Source organism: [Clostridium] hylemonae DSM 15053 (assembly GCF_008281175.1).
Lineage (GTDB): Bacteria > Bacillota > Clostridia > Lachnospirales > Lachnospiraceae > Extibacter > Extibacter hylemonae.
The window spans coordinates 2809819-2828221 of record NZ_CP036524.1 but is presented as its reverse complement, the minus strand read 5'-3'; the positions used below and the strand labels follow the sequence as shown (position 1 = coordinate 2828221).

Genomic DNA, 18403 nt, shown 5'->3' with positions numbered 1-18403 from the left:
GCTCTGATCAATATTGTTGCCGGGCGTCTTGCCGCACCTTCATAATCAGGTTATAATGCATAGTAAAGGAGGTGCGTTAAGATGTATCAATTGTGGAAGGACCTGGAGCGGCTGAAACGCTGCCGGTGGATCGAGCTGTCTCATCCGCTGAACAATGAAAGCCCGTATTGGGGCGGAATTCCGGACGGAGCGGTGGATCTGTCCCGGACTGTTTTTGACTGGGGCAATGATATGCTGGATTGTCTCATCCAGACATTTAAATTTCCGGGACAGTTTGGAACTCATATCGATTTTCCCGGACATTTTGTAAAAGGGAGAGAGCTGTCTGAGAAGTATGGCGTCAGAGATATGGTATATCCGCTTGTCGTGATCGATATCTCGGATAAGGTTAAGGAAGATGTGCACTATGCGGTCACCGTGGAGGATATCAAGGCGTATGAAGAGCAGTATGGAGACATTCCGGACGGCGCTTTCGTCGCGCTCCGCACAGACTGGGGAAAACGCTGGCCGTCCATGGATGCGGTCTGTAATTTTGACAAGGATGGGGGAGAACATACCCCCGGATGGTCGATGGAGGCGCTGAAATATATCTACGAGGAGCGGAATGCGGCGGCGAACGGCCATGAGACGCTGGATACGGACGCTTCGGCGCTTGCGGAGCGGGCCGGAGACCTTGCGTGTGAGAGGTATGTGCTTGGCAGCGGGAAGCTGCAGGTGGAAGTTCTGTGTAACCTCGACCAGGTGCCCCCGGCGGGCGCCATCGTTATCGCGGCATTTCCGCCTATAGAAGGCGCAACAGGTCTTCCGGCGCGGGTATGGGCGATCGCCCCGGAGCAGGAAGACTGAGATATCCGGTAAATATCCAGTAATGTAAAATTTTGGTTTACACGTACTTAAGACAGGTATATAATAAGAAACAGCAGATGATGTTACTGCAATCACCTATTCAAAAAAGAATAAAGAAGTCTTTGTGGCAGGGTGCAAGTCCCTACCGATGGTATAGTCCATGACCCGCGTAAAGCGGCTGATCTGGTGACCCGTAAAGGGAATTCCAGAACCGACGGTATAGTCCGGATGAGAAAAGACATTTTCTGCGTAATCACGCCCGGGACATTGTATTTGATGTGCCGGGTTATTTTTTTGAGGAGGATTCAGTATGAACGAGACAAATGAGACGATCAATGTAACCGGAGGCGGGAAAGTACAGACGCGGGATGACGCGCGGATGAGGGTAAAGAAGATAGCTTTTATCGGTCTGATGGGGGCGGTCAGCGCGGTGCTGATGCTGTTCCGATTTCCGATCCCCTTTATGCCGCCGTTCCTGTCGTTTGATTTTTCCGGCCTGATGGAGATGCTGGGCGGCTTTATGTTCGGCCCGGTGGCTGCTCTGTGCATTATTATTGTGAAGATCATGCTGCAGCTTGTGATGCAGGGCAGTTTTTCTCTCGGAACAGGTGAACTGCAGAATCTGATACTTAGCTGTACTTATGTACTGCCGGCCTTATTGCTCTATCACAGGAACAAGTCCAGGAAGATGGCGGTCGCGGGCATGGCGGTCAGTTCGCTGCTTGTGGCGGTCGTGGCTGTATTTACAAATCTGTATCTGATCATTCCATTTTATGTAAAACTGTTCGGCATGTCCATGGACGACATTATAGCCATGTGCAGTACGGTGAACCCGGCAGTGAAAAACGCGGCCACGATGGCAGTGTTTGGCATTCTGCCGTTCAATCTGATCAAATACGGCGTCACCTCTCTTGTTACATTTATCATTTATAAGAGGCTGAGCCGTGTGATAAAAGGGGTCATAAACAAATAAAGGAGAGAAATCATGAAATTTACATTGGACAAAGATATTACGTACGAGCAGGCGGTGAGCCGCATGTTTGAGATGCTTGGGAACAGTCAGATCATGGCGCTTGCCTCCAGCCTGAACGATTATGTCATGGTGAGAAATGTAAGCTGCCTGTTCTATGACGAAAAGATTTATTTTAAGACGGATAAGAATTTCCGCAAGACAAAACAGCTGCTTGAGAATCCGAATGTGGCCATGTGCTGGAGCGGAGTGCAGGTGGAAGGAACAGCTGTCAACAAGGGACTTGTGGCAGAGGAGCCGGGACAGCGGTTCGCGCAGGGCTACCGGAAATATCTCTGGCAGAGTTACAATAAATACAGCCATGAAGATACGGAGATCCTCATAGAGGTGTCGCCGAAATATGTGGAAATATGGGATACGAGTGACGACGGTTATGCGTTCCAGTTATTTATTGATTTTGAAAAAAAGGAGTTAGAAGTTAAGATGTACGATGAGAAATAGACAGATACCCCGGCAGTTCCCTCTGCCGGGGTATCGTTTTGTGCGCGCTGTGTCTGCGGCCCGCGGTGAATGCATGATTTGGCGCACGTTGGGAAAACGTGCCTTCAGGGTGGATGAAAATGCCTTTTTTGGTCCATAATGTCTGTGAAGGCATGTGTTTTTACTGCCCTGCCGGAAAAGAAAGAGGAATAGACTATGAAGACATTTGAAGAACTTTACCAGGCTGTGCTTGAGCGTAAGATAACACTTAAGGAGCCTCTGCCGTCAGAATATGACCCGCGGCATCTGGACTGCCTGCTTCATCCAAAGCGGTATGCGCCTGTAGTACAGGAAAAGGAGTGCAGGGAATGTGCGTTTGACCGTGCATGTCTGCGAAGCTGTATCTTTGACGCGATTGAGATTGACGGGGACGGAAAAGCCAGGATCAACCCGTCTCTTTGTACCGGATGCGGTGTATGCATTGATGCGTGCGAAGAGAAGCGCCTGAGCGCAGGCAGAGACGTACTCCCTGCCATGAAGGCTGTGAGAGAGGCCGAGGGGCCGGCCTATATGATGGTCGCGCCGGCGTTCCTCGGACAGTTTGGAGACGGTATTTCTCCCGGTCAGCTGCGGATGGCTTTTAAGGCGCTGGGGTTCACCGGAATGGTGGAAGTTGCCCTGTTTGCAGACATACTGACCTTGAAGGAGGCGCTGGAATTTGACCGGCATGTGAAAAAGCAGGGAGACTATCAGCTCACAAGCTGCTGCTGTCCTGTATGGATCGCTATGATACGAAAGATCTACCATGAACTGATGCCCCATGTACCGGGAGCCGTGTCGCCGATGGTGGCCTGCGGGCGGATGATCAAGAGAATACACCCGGATGCGGTCACTGTATTTGCAGGGCCTTGTCTGGCGAAAAAGAAGGAGGCCAGGGAACCGGATATCTGTGACGCAGTGGATCATGTGCTTACGTTCCAGGAAGTGCTGGATATCTTTAAGGCGGCGGATATCCGTCCGGAAGAATTTGAGGACAGCCGGAAAGAACATGCCTCTAAGGCCGGCCGCCTCTATGCGAGGACCGGCGGGGTGAGCAGAGCCGTGTCCGAGATGGTGGAGCAGTTAAGGCCGGATAGAAGCATTGCGGTGCGCGGTGAACAGGCGAACGGTACGAAAGAGTGTATGGCTATGATCCAGAGAATCAAAAACAAAGAGACAGACGCCAACTTTTTTGAGGGGATGGGCTGCGTCGGAGGATGTGTCGGAGGGCCGAAGGCGATCCTCGACAGAGAGACCGGGACGCAGCTTGTAGATGAATACGGGCAGGAGTCGCCGTTTAGAACGCCTCTTGAGAATCCGTATGTGCGTAAGATACTGGAAGAACTTGGCATTGAAACAGTAGAAGAACTGCTCAGAGATGACACGCTGCTGACGCGGGATTTCTATAATCCGTGAACGGATACATTACAGCCGGCTGATGCAGAGACTTTTGCACGAACCTAAGCTATTTCCAGTCCATAGCTACACATGCATATACCGCAGTTTCAATCGGCAAAACTTGTTCATTGAAACATACGTTAGGATTATGATGTGCATAAATATTATCTGAATCAGCTTTAGCGCCTACTATAAAATAAGAAGATGGTACTTTACTTGCATATACTGCAAAATCATCAGAACCAGTTGTATGTAACCCGGATACTATGTTAAATTCTGTATTCATAGAACTTAACGCCTTAGCGATTTCCATATTTCTTTTTTCATCACAGCATAGTACAGGTATATCTGTTAAAACATCTATCTTACTTTCTGCATGAAAAGCATTGGAAATATTATTTACAATTTCCTCAATTTTCGTAATTAAATATTGTTTTAATTCACTATCAAATGTACGAAGTGAACCTTGTAAAATCGCTGTTTCCGGAATAATATTATTTGCTGTTCCAGAGTTAAATTGCCCTATTGTCAAAGTTACTTCTTTACTCGGGGTACATTCACGTGCAATTAGCTCTTGCAATGCTTGATAAATATGAACACCAACATTGATAGGATCTATTCCGTTCTGAGGCATAGCACCATGTGTACCTTTTCCTGTTATTGTTATCTTAAAGCCAAAGACGGATGTTCCTGTCATAGTTCCATAAACGATTGTTCCTACGGGGATAACGGACGCCACATGAGTTGCAAAAGCCGCGTCTACTTTAGGATTTTCCAATACTCCTTCCGCAATAACTGCCTTAGCTCCCTCGAACGTTTCTTCTCCGGGCTGAAATAATAGTTTAATTCTTCCTTTTAACTCTTTTTCGTGTTTTTTTATTATTTTGGCAGCCCCTAACAATGCGACCGTATGTATATCATGTCCGCAAGCGTGCATATTATCGTTTTGCGAAGCAAAAGGCAGTTGGCTTTCTTCACGAATAGGAAGTCCGTCCATATCTGCTCTAAGAAGCAAACATTTATCCCCTGTACCTATATAACCAATAACACAATTTCCGTTGACTTTTGTTTCAAATGGAATATCCCATTCCGTCAATTTTTGTTCTATAAAAGAAACTGTTTTAGGAAGTTCAAGCCCCAATTCAGGTACTTTGTGAAGTTCTCTACGCCATTTTATAAGTTCGTTATACATTTTTCTGCTTTCAGCATAAATTGAAGAATACATATTTTCCCTCTCTTTCTTAAAATTCTTACGATAATTATTTTATCCCTTTTTCATATGTTTGTCTTGAAGTTTAGTTTTATATCTGTTATAACAAATATGTTATAACTAAAAGGAAATCAAAATATGGAAATACATCATTTAAAACAACTAATTACTATTTCTCAATGCGGTTCGATTAACAGTGCTTCACAAAAACTGTACATTTCTCAACCCTCGCTAAACAATATCGTAAAACGATGTGAGCAGGAATTGGGATTTACAGTTTTCATGAGGACGCCTAAAGGAGTTAAATTAACGGAAAATGGAAAAAAATTTGTTGAAATAGCCCAAAATATTATTGCGGAATATAAAAAAATAGAAGCGTTGTCTTCCTCAGATAAAATGGTTTCTATTTCATTTATTTATTTATCTTATATACTCGAAGCACTTCTTGAATTTCAAGAACAGGGTCTTTTACTTTCTAATTTGCTTCGTAGAACGGAACCGCTTGAAACAATAAGTGATGTCATATGCCAAAAAGTCCGTATCGGGATTTTGCCAATATATCAATTAGATTTAAACGGCTTTATAGAGAAGATAAAGCAATATAATTTGCAATATCTTATGCTTTTTGAAGCTGTACAAATATACGCTGTTGTCAGTAAGACTCATCCCCTCGCCAACAAAAAAAGTATTTCTATCAGTGAAACTCTAAAATATCCTTTGACTTATTATACAGCAGTACCCAAAAAATCTGTACTTAGTAATATATATGACTCTAAATTTTCTCTAAAGGTACAGAATAGAGATGAATTATTTTTAGTGCTGAAGAATAACAAATATTTTTCTCTTTTAACTCTTACATCTAATTCAAAAAATCCAGAATTTTGTTATATTCCGATAATAGATAATGAGTTTAAAATGAATGTATGTGCGGTTTTTCTTTCTGATACTACACTTACTAAACAAGAAATTAAGCTGATTGAATTTTTGAAAAATACAATACATTTTATATAATTTCGGCTTTTATTATAGTCTTTGATTTGATATAAAATAGTAAAAGAAAACGATTATTAGGAGTGGGGCAAAAATGAGCAGAAAACGGGATCTAACTGAGAAGAGTAAAAAAACAGAAAAGAATAAAAAGAATGTGATATGTCTGCACATTGCAGTAATGTTATTCGGGGTGTCGGGGGTGATCGCCCAGTTCGTGGATGTCCCGGCCATCATGGTAGCTCTTGGAAGGGTAGTAAGCTCTTCTCTGCTGCTTCTTGTCATCGCTTTGGTGAAAAAGGAACGGCTCAGGCTGAACTGCAGGAAGGATTATATACTGATCATACTGACCGGTATCGTTATGGCAGTGCACTGGACTACGTTTTTTCAGTCGATCCAGGTGTCTACGGTGGCGGTCGGGACGATCACATTTTCTACATTTCCGTTATTTCTGACATTTCTGGAGCCGCTCGTCTTCCGTGAAAGGATCAGCGCGGGAAATATTATGAAAGCTGTCATACTGCTGATCGGTGTGGTGATCACTATTCCGGAATTTTCGTTGGACAATCATATAACAGTCGGCATTATATGGGGGATGCTGTGCAGTGTGACATATGCGGTGATGACGCTCGCCAACCGGTACTTTTCCGGCCGGTACGCGGGCCGGATCATATGTCTTTATGAACAGGGGACAGCCGCGGTCGTTCTGCTTCCGGCACTTGCGTGGGTCAAAGTGAGCTGGCAGTTTAAAGATGTCCTCGGCGTGGCATTTATCGGAATCATATGTACGGCATTTGCCTATTCTCTGTATGTGTCCGCGCAAAAAGGGGTAAAAGCCCAGACAGCGGGAATTATCTCAGGGATGGAGACGGTGTATGGCGTTTTGTATGCGCTCATACTCCTTGGTGAGATGCCGACAGCGCGGGAGATCGCCGGCGGGATCGTCATACTCGGAGTTGCCCTCTATTCATCCTTGCGGACGGAAGAGAAGAATACGGTAAGTCAAGTTCCGGCCACAGGCGAAGTATAAGAAGTCCTGGTATGCGGTTAGAAAAAACTGTAGACAGATGGAAGATAAATGTGTTATTATAATGTTTGGGACTTTGTGAATGCTCTTTACTTGGTTAACAGGTAAAGAGTATTTTTATGATATAAGAGGCTTTGTTCCATGAATTATCAGATAACTTAAAGAATTTCCAAAGGGGTCAGACCCCTGACGCAGCAGGGGTCTGACCCCTTTGAAAAATGAAAGGAATTGTAGATGGATACAGTGAGATTTGAAGAATTAGAATTATGCCCTGAGATCATGAAGGCAGTTAAGAAGATGGGATTTGAGGAGGCTTCGCCGATCCAGGCAAAGGCTATCCCTCTTGTGCGCGAAGGCAGGGATATCATCGGCCAGGCGCAGACGGGAACAGGAAAGACAGCGGCTTTTGGCATACCGCTGCTTGAAAAGATCGACCCGAAGAATAAGAAACTCCAGGCAGTTGTCCTTTGTCCGACGAGAGAGCTTGCCATCCAGGTGGCGGATGAGATCCGTACGCTGGCGGAATATATGCACGGGATCAAAGTGCTTCCGATATACGGAGGGCAGGAGATCGTGAAGCAGATCCGTTCACTGAAGAGTGGTGTGCAGCTCATGATAGGTACGCCGGGACGGGTCATGGATCATATGCGCCGCAAGACAGTGAAGATGGAGCATGTGCACACGGTAGTCCTCGATGAGGCGGATGAGATGCTGAACATGGGATTTCGTGAGGATATTGAGACCATTTTGGAAGGTGTTCCGCAGGAGCGCCAGACTGTACTGTTTTCGGCAACGATGCCGAAGCCGATCCTGGATATCACAAAGAAGTTTCAGAAACATGCTGAAATTGTAAAAGTGACAAAAAAGGAATTGACAGTTCCTAATATTGAACAGTTCTATTATGAAGTAAAGCCGAAAAATAAGGAAGAAGTGCTGTCAAGACTTCTGGATATTTATAATCCAAAGCTCTCGGTCGTATTTTGCAATACGAAGAAGCAGGTGGATATTCTTGTAAACGGACTGCTCGGCAGGGGCTATTTTGCCGCCGGACTTCACGGTGATCTGAAGCAGGCGCAGCGTGACCGCGTTATGCAGGGCTTCCGAAGCGGTAAAACGGATATTCTTGTGGCAACGGACGTTGCGGCAAGAGGAATTGATGTAGACGAAGTGGAGGCAGTATTTAACTATGACCTTCCGCAGGATGATGAATACTATGTGCACCGTATCGGAAGAACCGGCCGCGCGGGCCGCGTGGGACGTTCTTTCTCATTTGTATCGGGCAAAGAAGTGTATAAGCTCAGGGAGATCCAGCGATACTGCAAAACAAAGATATATGCGCAGAAGGTGCCGTCTCTGGATGATGTAGCCAACACGAAGATGGAAAAAGTCATGGAAGAGGCTTCCCGCATCATAGAGCAGGAAGATCTCGGGACATTTATCCAGCTTGTGCAGGAAGAGATCAACGATACGGATTATACGAGCATGGATATCGCAGCGGCGCTTCTTAAGATGTGCACCGGAACGGCGGAAGAAACGGACGTGGACAATTTTGAAGATACAGGTGCAGAAGAACCGGGAATGGTGCGTCTGTTTATCAATATCGGCAAAAAGCACAAGGCGAAACCAGGAGACATTCTTGGCGCGATAGCAGGAGAAAGCGGTATGCCTGGTAAGGTAGTCGGAACGATCGATATGTATGACAAGTATACGTTCGTTGAGGTCCCGAGGGAATATGCAAAGGAAGTCTTAAGTGCTGTAAATCACACAAAGATAAAAGGAAAACCGGTGGAAGTGGAACCGGCAAACCGGAAATAGCGAAACTTGTACATTGCTTGCATTTTACGGGAATAACGGAGTATACTAAAAGAGTAGATATGACGGAATACGTGCTGATAAAAAGGGGAGATGCAGATGATAGAGACAGGGGTTGTCAATGGAAGGTTCCAGGTATTCCACCTAAAACATATGGAGTATCTGCTCGCGGCCAAAATGCGCTGTAATAAGCTGTACATCGGACTGACTAATCCAGATAATACTTATGTGAGAGAAACGGTAAATGATGAAAACCGTTCCGCCAGATCGGCCAATCCGCTGACATATTACGAACGCTGCCAGATGATCCGCGGCGCGCTCCGAGAGTTTAATGTGCCGGATCTGGAATATGAGTTTATTCCATTTCCTATCAACCGTCCCGAATATATACTGCAGTATGCCCCGCAGGACGCTGTGTATTATATGGGGGTCTGTGACGAGTGGGATGAGGAGAAGTTCAAAATATTGCGGAGTCTGGGACTTGAGACAGAGATCCTCTGGCGCAGGGAACCGGAAGAGAAGGGGGTTACGGCGTCGTGGATAAGAAGCTGTATCGCTACAGACGAAGAATGGGCACATCTCGTACCGAAGAGTGTCTATGAATATCTGATCGGAAATGATCTGGATCTGAGAATCAAACGGCTGGAACTGATCCGCATGGCAGAGAAAGATATGAGCCTGGTGAAAGACAGAATATAGTGCTGAATGCAATTGGGGACGGAGGTATTTTCAAATACCTCCGTCCCCAATTGATATTTAGTGTGTCCCTTTTAAATCTTTGTTCTAATCGATAAATTTTACAGCGGTTCCGTAAGCCATTATCTCTGCGGCACCCTGCATTACCTGGCTGGAAGTGTAACGGATATTGATGATCGCATCTGCACCCATAGCTTCTGCATCATCTGCCATTCTCTTTGTGGAAATAGCTCTGGCTCCGTTCATCATCTCTGTGTAGGAAGTAAGTTCTCCGCCTACGAGTGTTTTGAAACTGTTCATGATATCTTTGCCCATATGTACAGACTGTATAGTTGTACCCCGGACAAGCCCGATCATTTCAAATTTCTTACCTGTTATATAATCTGTGTTTACTAAAATCATGTCGTTACCCCCTTGAAGAATAGATTGTATTATTTGATTAATACAATTGTACCTCTTAGAAACAGATATTGCAAGTGATTTATCATTCTATGTGAGCTATAAATTTAAAACATCTTTGATCGTGTAAAAGCCGGCTTGTTTCCCGCTTAAATATGCCGCGCAGTCGCATGCTCCACGGGCAAAACATTCCCAGTTATAAGAGTGGTGCGTTATTTCGAGGCGTTCGCCCATAAAGCCAAAGAAAACAGTATGGCTGCTCGGTATGTTTCCTGCCCGCAGAGAATGGTAACCGATCGTACCGTTTTCTCTCGGAGAGACGCCGTGACGGCCATATACCGCTATATCATCCAGCTCCCTGCCCATGGTGCGGGCCATGATCTCGCCCATTTCTTTTGAAGTGCCGCTCGGGGCGTCCTTTTTCCACTGGTCATGCATCTCGAGAATTTCGATATCAGCTTCTTCTCCAATCGCTGCCGCGGCCACTTCGAGAAGCTTATTCATAACATTGACGAGTTTTGAAGTATTGGCGGCGTAGAGCATTGGTATATGGACTGACGCATCCTTAAAACGCTGCATCTCTTCGGCATTAAATCCTGTTGTGCCGCACACAAGCGCCTTTTTAGATGCAATTGCCAGATCCAGTACCTCCATGGCCATCTCTTTCGTGGAAAAGTCTATGATAACATCACAGGAATCAATTACAGAGGCCAGATCATCTACGACCGGCGCTCCCAGGTCACAGCCTGTCATTGCAACCTGCCCGAGGTCGCGGCCTATGTAATCCCTGCCCTTTGGCGCGACACCGGCGATCAGTTCCATGTCTTCACGGCCTGCGGCAATCTGTGTGATCAATTTTCCCATTTTTCCTCTCGGGCCTACTACGATAACTTTCATAATGCGTACTCCTTTCGCATATCTTATTGAACCTGAACAGTTCCATAAGTATAATTTATTGCATGCTGTAATAAATACATTTTAACATAGTTATGTAAAATGTGCTGTATTTTTGGGTTTGATTTTCCGTAATCTGAGCATAATGAAAAAAGAGGTACAAAAATAGACGAAAGGGTTGCAAAATACGACAAGATTCGAGTATAATGATAAAAGTGACGGGGTATGGCTCAGTTTGGTTAGAGCGCACGGCTGGGGGCCGTGAGGTCGCAGGTTCGAATCCTGTTACCCCGATTACAGGCACAACAACTGCAGGAGGCAGGAGTTGTGCCTTTTTTATACTCCGGGACAGGTGAGAACCATGTAAAAGTGTTGGTGCATGTAAGAGGAAATAAATTTTCTAAAGTATATGGCTGCCAGTATGTGGCTAACCTTCGGCTGCTGTTCCAAAAGTTTGAAATTGAGAATCGCTTATCTGCATGGTATAATGGGACTACGAAAGTATAAAATGTTGAATGAAACTAATATGAACATGGAAAGACTTGCAAATAAAGGAGTGAATATTTTATGAATAGCATACATGACATTCTCTTGGGCTTCTCACAGGATGTTAAGAGAATACTGGGAGATAAACTTACAAAGATTATACTCTATGGTTCTTATGCCCGCGGTGAGGAAAGAGTAAACTCAGATATTGATATTATGATTTTGACGACGCTTACGGAAGCCGAGATAGAGAAAGTAGAGACAACAGTTTTTGATCTTGCATTTGATTATGAGATGAGATATTTTGTGGAAATCAGTGTAATTATAAAAAATGAAGAACATTTTAACTATTGGCTGGGTGCACTGCCATTCTATGATAATGTGAAGAAAGAAGGGATTTTAATAAATGGATGACAGACAGAAAGATTTAAGCAGATATAGATTAAGAGAAGCGCAGGACAGTCTTCGTGTAGCAGAGCATTGTTTGAGAGAAGAATTATATAAGGATTCTATTAACCGCTCTTATTATTCTGCGTTTTATGCAGTCAAGGCGGTTCTTGCTTTAGGCACTGTGGATTTTAAACGGCATAAAGATGTTATTGCATATTTTAATCAGCATTATGTTGCAGCAGGAATTTTTGAAAGAGAATTGGGGCGAAAACTTGCAACATTGAAACAATTAAGAGAAAAAAGTGACTATGATGATTTTTACATAGCATCCAGAGAACAGGCGCTAATTCAGGTGGAAACTGCAAGATTGATATTGGAAAGAGTAACAGAGTATTTAGATGCATTGGTATAGAGAATAAAAATAACTGGGAATTTACGGCTACCATACGGCTGCTACCGGAAAAAGGAATCCTTGGCAGCTGGGTATGACTCCCGAGTATGGGCAGCTAACCCGGTTATCGGCACAACAACTGCAGGAGGCAGGAGTTGTGCCTTTTTCTATGCCAGGGGTATCTGAAGCACATAAAAGATCATTGGAACAGGAACGATGAGATAAATCCTTATTAAAGTATGCGGATGCCGGCAGATGACTGCTATATGGCGGCCGTCAAAAAAATCTCTTGATATCTAGTATTAGATAAAACGAATAGTTTAATTATAAATAGCACATAATTATGCTATAATTATGACACAAAGTAAGGAGGTGCTATTCATGCCATCAATTATACCAATAAAGGAATTACGTGATACGACCAAAATATCTGAAACCTGCCATAATACAGATGAACCTATATTCATTACAAAAAATGGTTACGGCGATATGGTTTTGATGAGTATGGAAACTTATAATGCCATGACAATGCAGAGTGAAATTGATACTTCTATTACGAAATTTGAGAACGAAGTTGTATCCGACACGAAGTTTCTTAACGCTCAAGAAGTTCTTGACGGACTGAGGAGGAAACATCTTGGATAAGTACCTTGTTACCATCAGGCCTGAAGCATTAGAAATGTTAGATTTGATTTGTTTTAATATCTGTCAAAGATAATTAGATAATACTACAGCAGAAAATCTTATTTCTGCCCTTGAACAAGGGATTCTCTCCCTAGCTGTCATGCCATGGAGAGGTTCAGAAGTCGTTACAGGAACTTTCGCCAATAGAGGATATAAGATACTGATAATTAAAAATCACCTGATTATTTATACAATATTAGAGGACCGAAAAGAGGTAGTAGTCATTTATATTAAAAACATCAATATGAATATATAGCATTTCAACTATTGCCAGCATATAGGATGCTGACAATAGTTTTTTATTCTTTAAACATAAGTAACATGCAGACAGGTATATCCAATACTTTAGCAATTTCAAACAGAGTATCTAAGGAAACAGAGGTTGGCATATTCGGGGCTTCAATATTACTTAAATGGGTTCGGCTTATTTTGACTGCCTCTGCCAGTTGAAGTTGTGTAAGACCTCCAAGTTTCCTGTAATATGCAATATTCAGTCCAAGTTTAATGTAATCGTCAGCGTGATTAATGTTATTTCTCATAGGCACCCCTCTCTACTTTTTTATTATACTCTGACAGACATAATACGTATATAACATGAAAGAAATAAAAAAATACTCAGTAATCATAAAAGCAGATGACAAGACAGGAGGAAAATAGAAATAGAATCATTTGACAAAGCACTTAAACATTAAAAGATATCGGGAATTCAGTGGAAAACAAGGATGTTACCACAGATCTGCAGCAGTGACGGCAGTACAGGAACAAACAGACACAGGAGATGTCACAGATTGGTGTAACAAATATATTGAAAATGGCTGAATCTTAACTGGAAAAAGGAAAGAGCCCGCGGTGCGGGCCTATCCTTTCTGACATAAGTAGTTGTAGAGAATGTCTATGAATTCTCCATTTGCTGGTTTTTGTTTAAGTTCATAACCGGCAATGCTGATAAACAGTTCCCGGTTGCCTTTATACCAGCAGTTTGAAATAGCAGTGCGGATACAGTGGTCTACGTTGTCCCTGGTTGTACCAAAATGTGCAGCCACGTCTACGTACAGGTGTTTATAGACGGACAGCAAGTACATGTCGTCCGATAAACAAAGCTGCATCGCATACAGCAGGAAGTGAAATCCCTTCAGTGTAGAACGTATCCCGAGCCTAAGTAATAAAGTTCTGGCCTTGCCCATATTAGCTCCTTTTGACCTTACAGGCATATTGTAAACGTTTTGTTGCAAAATAGAAGGACATGGACAAAAACAAAAGTAAAGAATTTACAAAATATATGAATTGGCGATAATAAATTTGATGAATATGCAAACGACGAATGGATTTTGGAGAAATAAACTCAATACGTGTCCCTCTTTGTCCCGGCAGTTGCTGGTAATATACGACTATCAAATGACAAGGAGGAATACAAAATGGAAGAAAACACAAGCTTCATACCGGAAATCTATATCGGAGAAAATGGGAACTGGTTTATCAACAACTATGATACGGGAGTCAAAGCAAGAGGTGACGACGGTATCACACCGCACATCGGTACCAACGGCAATTGGTATGTCGGCGAAACAGACACAGGAGTGCCGGCAACCGGTCCGAAAGGCGATAAGGGGGACAAAGGAGAGCCCGGTCCGGTGGGGCCACAGGGTGTAACTGGCGCCATAGGCCCGCAGGGGTTGACGGGTCCTCAGGGCCTGACAGGTCCACAAGGTCCGACCGGTGCCACAGGTCCACAGGGAGCCACAGGTCCAAAAGGTGACAAGGGAGATAAGGGGGAACAGGGACCGGCCGGGCCGGTAAATATCGCGAATAACCTTGAGACGACGGAAGAAGGGTATGCGCTCGATGCACGGCAGGGGAATATATTAAACAGTAAAATGATCAGAATAAGCGTTAAAACAACAAATCAGAATGTTGGAATGGTTACTGCAAATGCTGCCAAATCGTTTAATGAGTTTTGGGGTGTTGAATGGACTGACTTTGTACCTGATTTGCCCGGCTATAATACATATTTTGTATCAGCCAGACCAGACGGGCAGAGCGGAGTTATATTATATGATAATGGATGGATTTATAACGCAAATAATTGGGGGATAGGTGCAAACACCATAACAGGTACATATGTATTTTTATTTGTCCACAAAAGCTTGATAATTTAATACAGTTTTTAGAATCTGTGAGAGCTTGGGGACGGGCTCTCTTTGTAAAACCAAACACAGCAGTTATACATTAGGATAAAATGGTAAGGATAACGACGATCACGTGGAAAATATCTGTTATAGTAATTAATATCTGTCCCTCCTTGTCCCCCAATAAACTGGTAATATGCAGTTACAAAAATAAAGGGAGGAACACAAAATGGAAGAAAACACAAGCTTCATACCGGAAATTTATATCGGTGAAAATGGGAACTGGTTTATCAACAACTACGATACGGGAGTCAAGGCAAGAGGTGACGACGGTATCACACCTCATATCGGAATGAATGGAAACTGGTACATTGGCGACACAGATACTGGTGTGCCGGCTACAGGTCCGAAAGGGGATAAGGGAGACAAAGGAGAAACTGGTGCGACAGGGCCACAGGGTCTAACTGGAGCCACAGGTCCGCAGGGAGCTACCGGCCCACAGGGATTAACTGGCCCGCAGGGCCCGACCGGCGCCACAGGACCGCAGGGGGCTACCGGACCCAAGGGAGATACCGGCGCTGCCGGAGCTCAGGGTCCAACCGGCGCGGCGGGACCAAAAGGCGACCCGGGAGCAGCCGGCCCACAAGGTCCAAAAGGTGACAAGGGAGATACCGGTGCAGTTGGAGCACAGGGTCCGCAGGGAATCCAGGGACCCAAGGGAGACAAAGGAGAGCAGGGACCGACCGGTCCGGTGAATATCGCAAACAACCTTGAGACGACGGAAGAAGGGTATGCACTGGATGCCCGGCAAGGTAAAATATTAAAAGACAATATCATAAGTCATACTTTTACAAATGTTTTTACGGGTACCAGCCAGGTTATAGGGAAGGTGAATGCGTATACGGTGCCTTCAGGTTATAAGTTTCTGGCTTTGTCAACAAACCAGACAAACCATACAGTAGTTGCTTATGCCAGGTTTTCAGGGACATCAGTAACAACAGATGTACTTAATATTGCAGGAACTGATGTAAATGTTACGGTTGAAACAACCATTATTTGCCAGAGATTATAAGGAAGTTGGTAAGGAGCCTGGAAACAGGCTCCTCTGTCATGTGTTTTGGGTACAGAATGAGACCATGACTATCACAAATAAGATACATTAGGATAATTGCAAAAAAGTGTAGTAAGATGTTAAAACCATACCGAAAAAAATTCCATATATTACCACGAAAATACAGATGCATAAAGAGTTATGATTAATGTGGAGGTAATTATGGTATGAAAAAACATGATATACTGAATCTGAAAGAATTTGACGACTGCAGGACGTTAGCCGAGGTAAGGGCAAAGTACCGGGAGTTTCACGATATCTTGTTTGGAAGGGCGTGCGGGGCGATAGATATACTCACAGACATTGCCGGCAAAGAAGAAATAGACGAAGAAAAAATTAAAGAGATCAAAAAAAAGATAGACGAAAGAATAGATCAGAAAAAGAATACGTGAAATCACAGAATGTGGTATATTGATAGGACACAATTCTCTGGACCTCCCGGAGTAATTGTGTCTTTTTTAAATAATTACGCAGACAGGCGCGGTCGGGCTTGACCTTCCGGCGCGGAGGAGAGTTTATGATTATACAGGAGGGCAGTTATGTACAGGATCAGTCAGTTTTCTAAAATATCAGGATTAACCGTAAAGGCTTTGCGCTACTATGACGAAGAGGGGATTCTGAAACCTTCTTTCAGAAACGAGGAAAACCAGTACCGGTATTATAGTGATGAAGACTTGAAAAAAGCGAGGCTTATCAGTTTCCTGCGTTCATTGGATTTTTCTATTATGGAAATCAGGGAGATAGCGGATACGGTGGAAAATGAGGCGGAGCTTGCGTTTATTCTGCAGGAAAAGGCAGAGTTTATAAAAAATAATATTGCCAGAGAGAAGGAGCTGTTACAAAAAATCGGCAGAAATGTATTTCTGCCGGGAACCGGGCATCCGGTAAATGCTTATCAGATCGGCACGGTGGACATCGGCGGGGTGTTTGCCGCTTCTATCCGGTTTACAGGCTGGTACAGTGATATGGATAAGTATGTTCCGCTCCTCTACAAAGCGGTGGGCGGCAACAGGAGCGGCAGGCTGTTTAACTGCTATTATGACACGGCCTGTGTGGAAAATGCGGATATTGAAATATGTTTGCCTGTAAAGAACAGGATAGCCGGCGCCCATGTATCCTGCAGGAAGCTGCCAGGGCTGAGAGGGCTGAGGACGGTACACTACGGAGGCTATGATACGCTGTATCTTGCATATAAAGCGATGTTCGAGTTCGCAAATAAGCACGGTCTGAAGACCTTGACACCGTCAAGAGAAATCTATGTCAAAGGTCCCGGAATGATTTTTAAAGGAAATCCTGCAAATTATATTACCGAAATTATTCTGCCCATCAAATTTTATTAAGGAGTAAAAAAATGGAATCAATTGTAAAAAACTTCAAACCACAGGGAGGCAGGCACTGCATTACGAATTCGTTAAAACAGATCTTCACTTATTATGGATACCCGATGTCAGAAGAAATGATATTCGGTCTCGCTTCCGGTCTGTCATTTTTGTATATGAATTTTTCCACAGCACCAATGGTAAACGGAAGAATAAAAGTATTTGAATTTGAGAAAAAACTGGCGGAGCGGCTCAATATTACGATAAAGTGCAGGTCGGGCAAAAATTATGCCAGAGTCAGTGACGCGGCAAAGCGCATGATCGATGCGGACGATCCGGTCTTGATCTATGTCGATATGCCTTACATGAGTTATCTGGGCATGGACCGTGACAGTCATTTTGGAGGACATGCGGTTGTATTATACGGCTATGATGATTTAAAGAAGAAGTACCGGATAAGCGACCGGGACAATCATGATAATCCTATCAGAATTCCAGGAGGCCGGACTGCAGAAGATTATCATCTTGTCAGTTTCCGCGAGCTGGAAGAGGCACGAAGCAGTTCACACAGGCCGTTTCCGGCCAACAATAAATATCTGACATTTGATTTCAGCGGTTACACGAATGTGGGAAAAGACGTTTTGCAGGAGGCCATAACAGAGACATGCCAAGGGATGCTCACGCCTCCCGCGCGGCTTCTTGGAATGAGCGGAATCATGAAGTTTTCAAGGGAAATATTAAGATGGGAAAAATTCAGTCCAGATAAACTGAAGAAGACCGGAATGGTAAATTATTTTCAGATCAATGAAGCGGGCGGTACAGGGGGAGGATTGTTCCGCAGAATGTACGGAGGATTTCTGTTGGAAGCGTCAGATATACTGCAGAATGACAAAGTCGCCCATGCAGGCAGACAGTTTATCCGTGTCTCAGAACAGTGGGATGACCTGGCCGATGATCTGTGGCAGCTTTCTCTTGAAGGAGATACGGCACTCCTGAAGAAAATGTCGGATTCGATCCAGCACATTTACAGTGTAGAAAACAATCTGTATTTGTCGCTTATGGAAGCCGCCGGCAAAATTGGGGATACTCTTTAAATAGGAGAAGGCAGTAAGCAGGGAGTTTTATTTTATCAATTGCC

21 protein-coding genes, 1 tRNA gene, 1 pseudogene and 1 riboswitch are annotated in these 18403 nt (G+C 44.1%); of the genes and pseudogenes, 18 read left to right on the top strand and 5 right to left on the bottom strand.

Annotated features, from left to right (window positions below; translation table 11 throughout):
• The first annotated feature begins 81 nt into the window (after positions 1-81).
• The 4 genes from LAJLEIBI_RS13225 to LAJLEIBI_RS13210 all read left to right on the top strand — a co-directional run bounded on the left by LAJLEIBI_RS13225 (position 82) and on the right by LAJLEIBI_RS13210 (position 3751).
• Entirely contained in the window at positions 82-846 is a 765-nt protein-coding gene (locus LAJLEIBI_RS13225; protein WP_006442606.1) for a cyclase family protein, read from the top strand.
• Positions 847-960: 114 nt separating this feature from the next.
• Positions 961-1090, top strand: a riboswitch (FMN riboswitch).
• 66 nt (positions 1091-1156) lie between these two features.
• Positions 1157-1819 carry an ECF transporter S component gene (locus tag LAJLEIBI_RS13220; RefSeq protein WP_006442605.1) on the top strand — a complete coding sequence of 221 codons (663 nt, stop codon included), beginning with the start codon at positions 1157-1159 and terminating at the stop codon, positions 1817-1819.
• Positions 1820-1831: 12 nt separating this feature from the next.
• The gene (locus LAJLEIBI_RS13215) at positions 1832-2317 is read left to right on the top strand and encodes a pyridoxamine 5'-phosphate oxidase family protein (protein WP_006442604.1); all 486 of its coding nucleotides are present in this window, start codon (positions 1832-1834) and stop codon (positions 2315-2317) included.
• Between the two features lie 195 nt (positions 2318-2512).
• Positions 2513-3751, top strand: a complete 1239-nt coding sequence (locus LAJLEIBI_RS13210) for a [Fe-Fe] hydrogenase large subunit C-terminal domain-containing protein (protein ID WP_006442603.1) — start codon at positions 2513-2515, stop codon at positions 3749-3751.
• A 49-nt stretch (positions 3752-3800) separates the two neighbouring features.
• On the opposite strand, the gene LAJLEIBI_RS13205 is transcribed toward LAJLEIBI_RS13210, so the two are convergent.
• Positions 3801-4958, bottom strand: coding sequence for a M20 metallopeptidase family protein (locus LAJLEIBI_RS13205; RefSeq protein ID WP_040434877.1), 1158 nt, complete (start codon positions 4956-4958; stop codon positions 3801-3803).
• A gap of 123 nt (positions 4959-5081) precedes the next feature.
• Here LAJLEIBI_RS13205 and LAJLEIBI_RS13200 point away from each other — a divergent pair, with 123 nt between their 5' ends.
• From LAJLEIBI_RS13200 to LAJLEIBI_RS13185, 4 genes are all read left to right on the top strand, one after another.
• Positions 5082-5954: a LysR family transcriptional regulator gene (locus tag LAJLEIBI_RS13200; protein ID WP_006442601.1), complete on the top strand. Its 873-nt coding sequence runs from the start codon at positions 5082-5084 to the stop codon at positions 5952-5954.
• Between the two features lie 73 nt (positions 5955-6027).
• Positions 6028-6960, top strand: coding sequence for a DMT family transporter (locus LAJLEIBI_RS13195; protein WP_006442600.1), 933 nt, complete (start codon positions 6028-6030; stop codon positions 6958-6960).
• A 231-nt stretch (positions 6961-7191) separates the two neighbouring features.
• Positions 7192-8772, top strand: a complete 1581-nt coding sequence (locus LAJLEIBI_RS13190; protein WP_006442599.1) for a DEAD/DEAH box helicase — start codon at positions 7192-7194, stop codon at positions 8770-8772.
• A 96-nt stretch (positions 8773-8868) separates the two neighbouring features.
• Positions 8869-9468, top strand: a complete 600-nt coding sequence (locus LAJLEIBI_RS13185) for a nucleotidyl transferase family protein (protein ID WP_040434875.1) — start codon at positions 8869-8871, stop codon at positions 9466-9468.
• Between the two features lie 84 nt (positions 9469-9552).
• On the opposite strand, the gene LAJLEIBI_RS13180 is transcribed toward LAJLEIBI_RS13185, so the two are convergent.
• Together LAJLEIBI_RS13180 and dapB are read right to left on the bottom strand one after the other, a co-directional pair.
• Positions 9553-9867, bottom strand: a complete 315-nt coding sequence (locus tag LAJLEIBI_RS13180) for a YbjQ family protein (protein ID WP_006442597.1) — start codon at positions 9865-9867, stop codon at positions 9553-9555.
• A gap of 96 nt (positions 9868-9963) precedes the next feature.
• Positions 9964-10761: a 4-hydroxy-tetrahydrodipicolinate reductase gene (gene dapB, locus LAJLEIBI_RS13175; RefSeq protein ID WP_006442596.1), complete on the bottom strand. Its 798-nt coding sequence runs from the start codon at positions 10759-10761 to the stop codon at positions 9964-9966.
• A gap of 216 nt (positions 10762-10977) precedes the next feature.
• Between dapB and LAJLEIBI_RS13170 the strand changes: the two genes are divergently transcribed.
• The 5 genes and pseudogenes from LAJLEIBI_RS13170 to LAJLEIBI_RS19800 all read left to right on the top strand — a co-directional run.
• Positions 10978-11052 (top strand) — tRNA-Pro (locus LAJLEIBI_RS13170).
• 273 nt (positions 11053-11325) lie between these two features.
• On the top strand, positions 11326-11658 hold the full coding sequence (locus LAJLEIBI_RS13165) for a nucleotidyltransferase domain-containing protein (RefSeq protein ID WP_006442593.1): 333 nt from the start codon (positions 11326-11328) through the stop codon (positions 11656-11658).
• A complete protein-coding gene (locus LAJLEIBI_RS13160) occupies positions 11651-12046 on the top strand; it encodes a HEPN domain-containing protein (protein ID WP_006442592.1) in 396 nt (131 codons plus the stop codon). The genes LAJLEIBI_RS13165 and LAJLEIBI_RS13160 overlap by 8 nt, the downstream gene beginning before the upstream one ends.
• 360 nt (positions 12047-12406) lie before the next feature.
• Positions 12407-12670 (top strand): type II toxin-antitoxin system Phd/YefM family antitoxin, encoded by a 264-nt coding sequence (locus LAJLEIBI_RS13155; RefSeq protein ID WP_040434871.1) that lies wholly within the window; start codon positions 12407-12409, stop codon positions 12668-12670.
• Between the two features lie 94 nt (positions 12671-12764).
• Positions 12765-12965 (top strand): annotated as a pseudogene (locus tag LAJLEIBI_RS19800) (type II toxin-antitoxin system RelE/ParE family toxin); the annotation flags it as partial.
• A 43-nt stretch (positions 12966-13008) separates the two neighbouring features.
• On the opposite strand, the gene LAJLEIBI_RS13145 reads toward LAJLEIBI_RS19800, so the two are convergent.
• Together LAJLEIBI_RS13145 and LAJLEIBI_RS13140 are read right to left on the bottom strand one after the other, a co-directional pair.
• On the bottom strand, positions 13009-13248 hold the full coding sequence (locus tag LAJLEIBI_RS13145; protein ID WP_006442589.1) for a helix-turn-helix domain-containing protein: 240 nt from the start codon (positions 13246-13248) through the stop codon (positions 13009-13011).
• A gap of 318 nt (positions 13249-13566) precedes the next feature.
• The gene (locus tag LAJLEIBI_RS13140) at positions 13567-13893 is read right to left on the bottom strand and encodes a sporulation initiation factor Spo0A C-terminal domain-containing protein (RefSeq protein ID WP_040434866.1); all 327 of its coding nucleotides are present in this window, start codon (positions 13891-13893) and stop codon (positions 13567-13569) included.
• Between the two features lie 231 nt (positions 13894-14124).
• On the opposite strand from LAJLEIBI_RS13140, the gene LAJLEIBI_RS18375 reads away from it, so the two are divergent.
• From LAJLEIBI_RS18375 to LAJLEIBI_RS13115, 5 genes are all read left to right on the top strand, one after another.
• Entirely contained in the window at positions 14125-14865 is a 741-nt protein-coding gene (locus tag LAJLEIBI_RS18375) for a collagen-like protein (protein WP_050765487.1), read from the top strand.
• A gap of 199 nt (positions 14866-15064) precedes the next feature.
• Positions 15065-15907: a collagen-like domain-containing protein gene (locus LAJLEIBI_RS18710; protein WP_006442584.1), complete on the top strand. Its 843-nt coding sequence runs from the start codon at positions 15065-15067 to the stop codon at positions 15905-15907.
• Between the two features lie 206 nt (positions 15908-16113).
• Entirely contained in the window at positions 16114-16338 is a 225-nt protein-coding gene (locus LAJLEIBI_RS13125; RefSeq protein ID WP_006442583.1) for a hypothetical protein, read from the top strand.
• A gap of 147 nt (positions 16339-16485) precedes the next feature.
• Entirely contained in the window at positions 16486-17286 is an 801-nt protein-coding gene (locus LAJLEIBI_RS13120) for a MerR family transcriptional regulator (RefSeq protein ID WP_006442582.1), read from the top strand.
• 11 nt (positions 17287-17297) lie between these two features.
• Positions 17298-18359: a BtrH N-terminal domain-containing protein gene (locus LAJLEIBI_RS13115; RefSeq protein ID WP_006442581.1), complete on the top strand. Its 1062-nt coding sequence runs from the start codon at positions 17298-17300 to the stop codon at positions 18357-18359.
• The last annotated feature ends 44 nt before the right edge of the window (positions 18360-18403 follow it).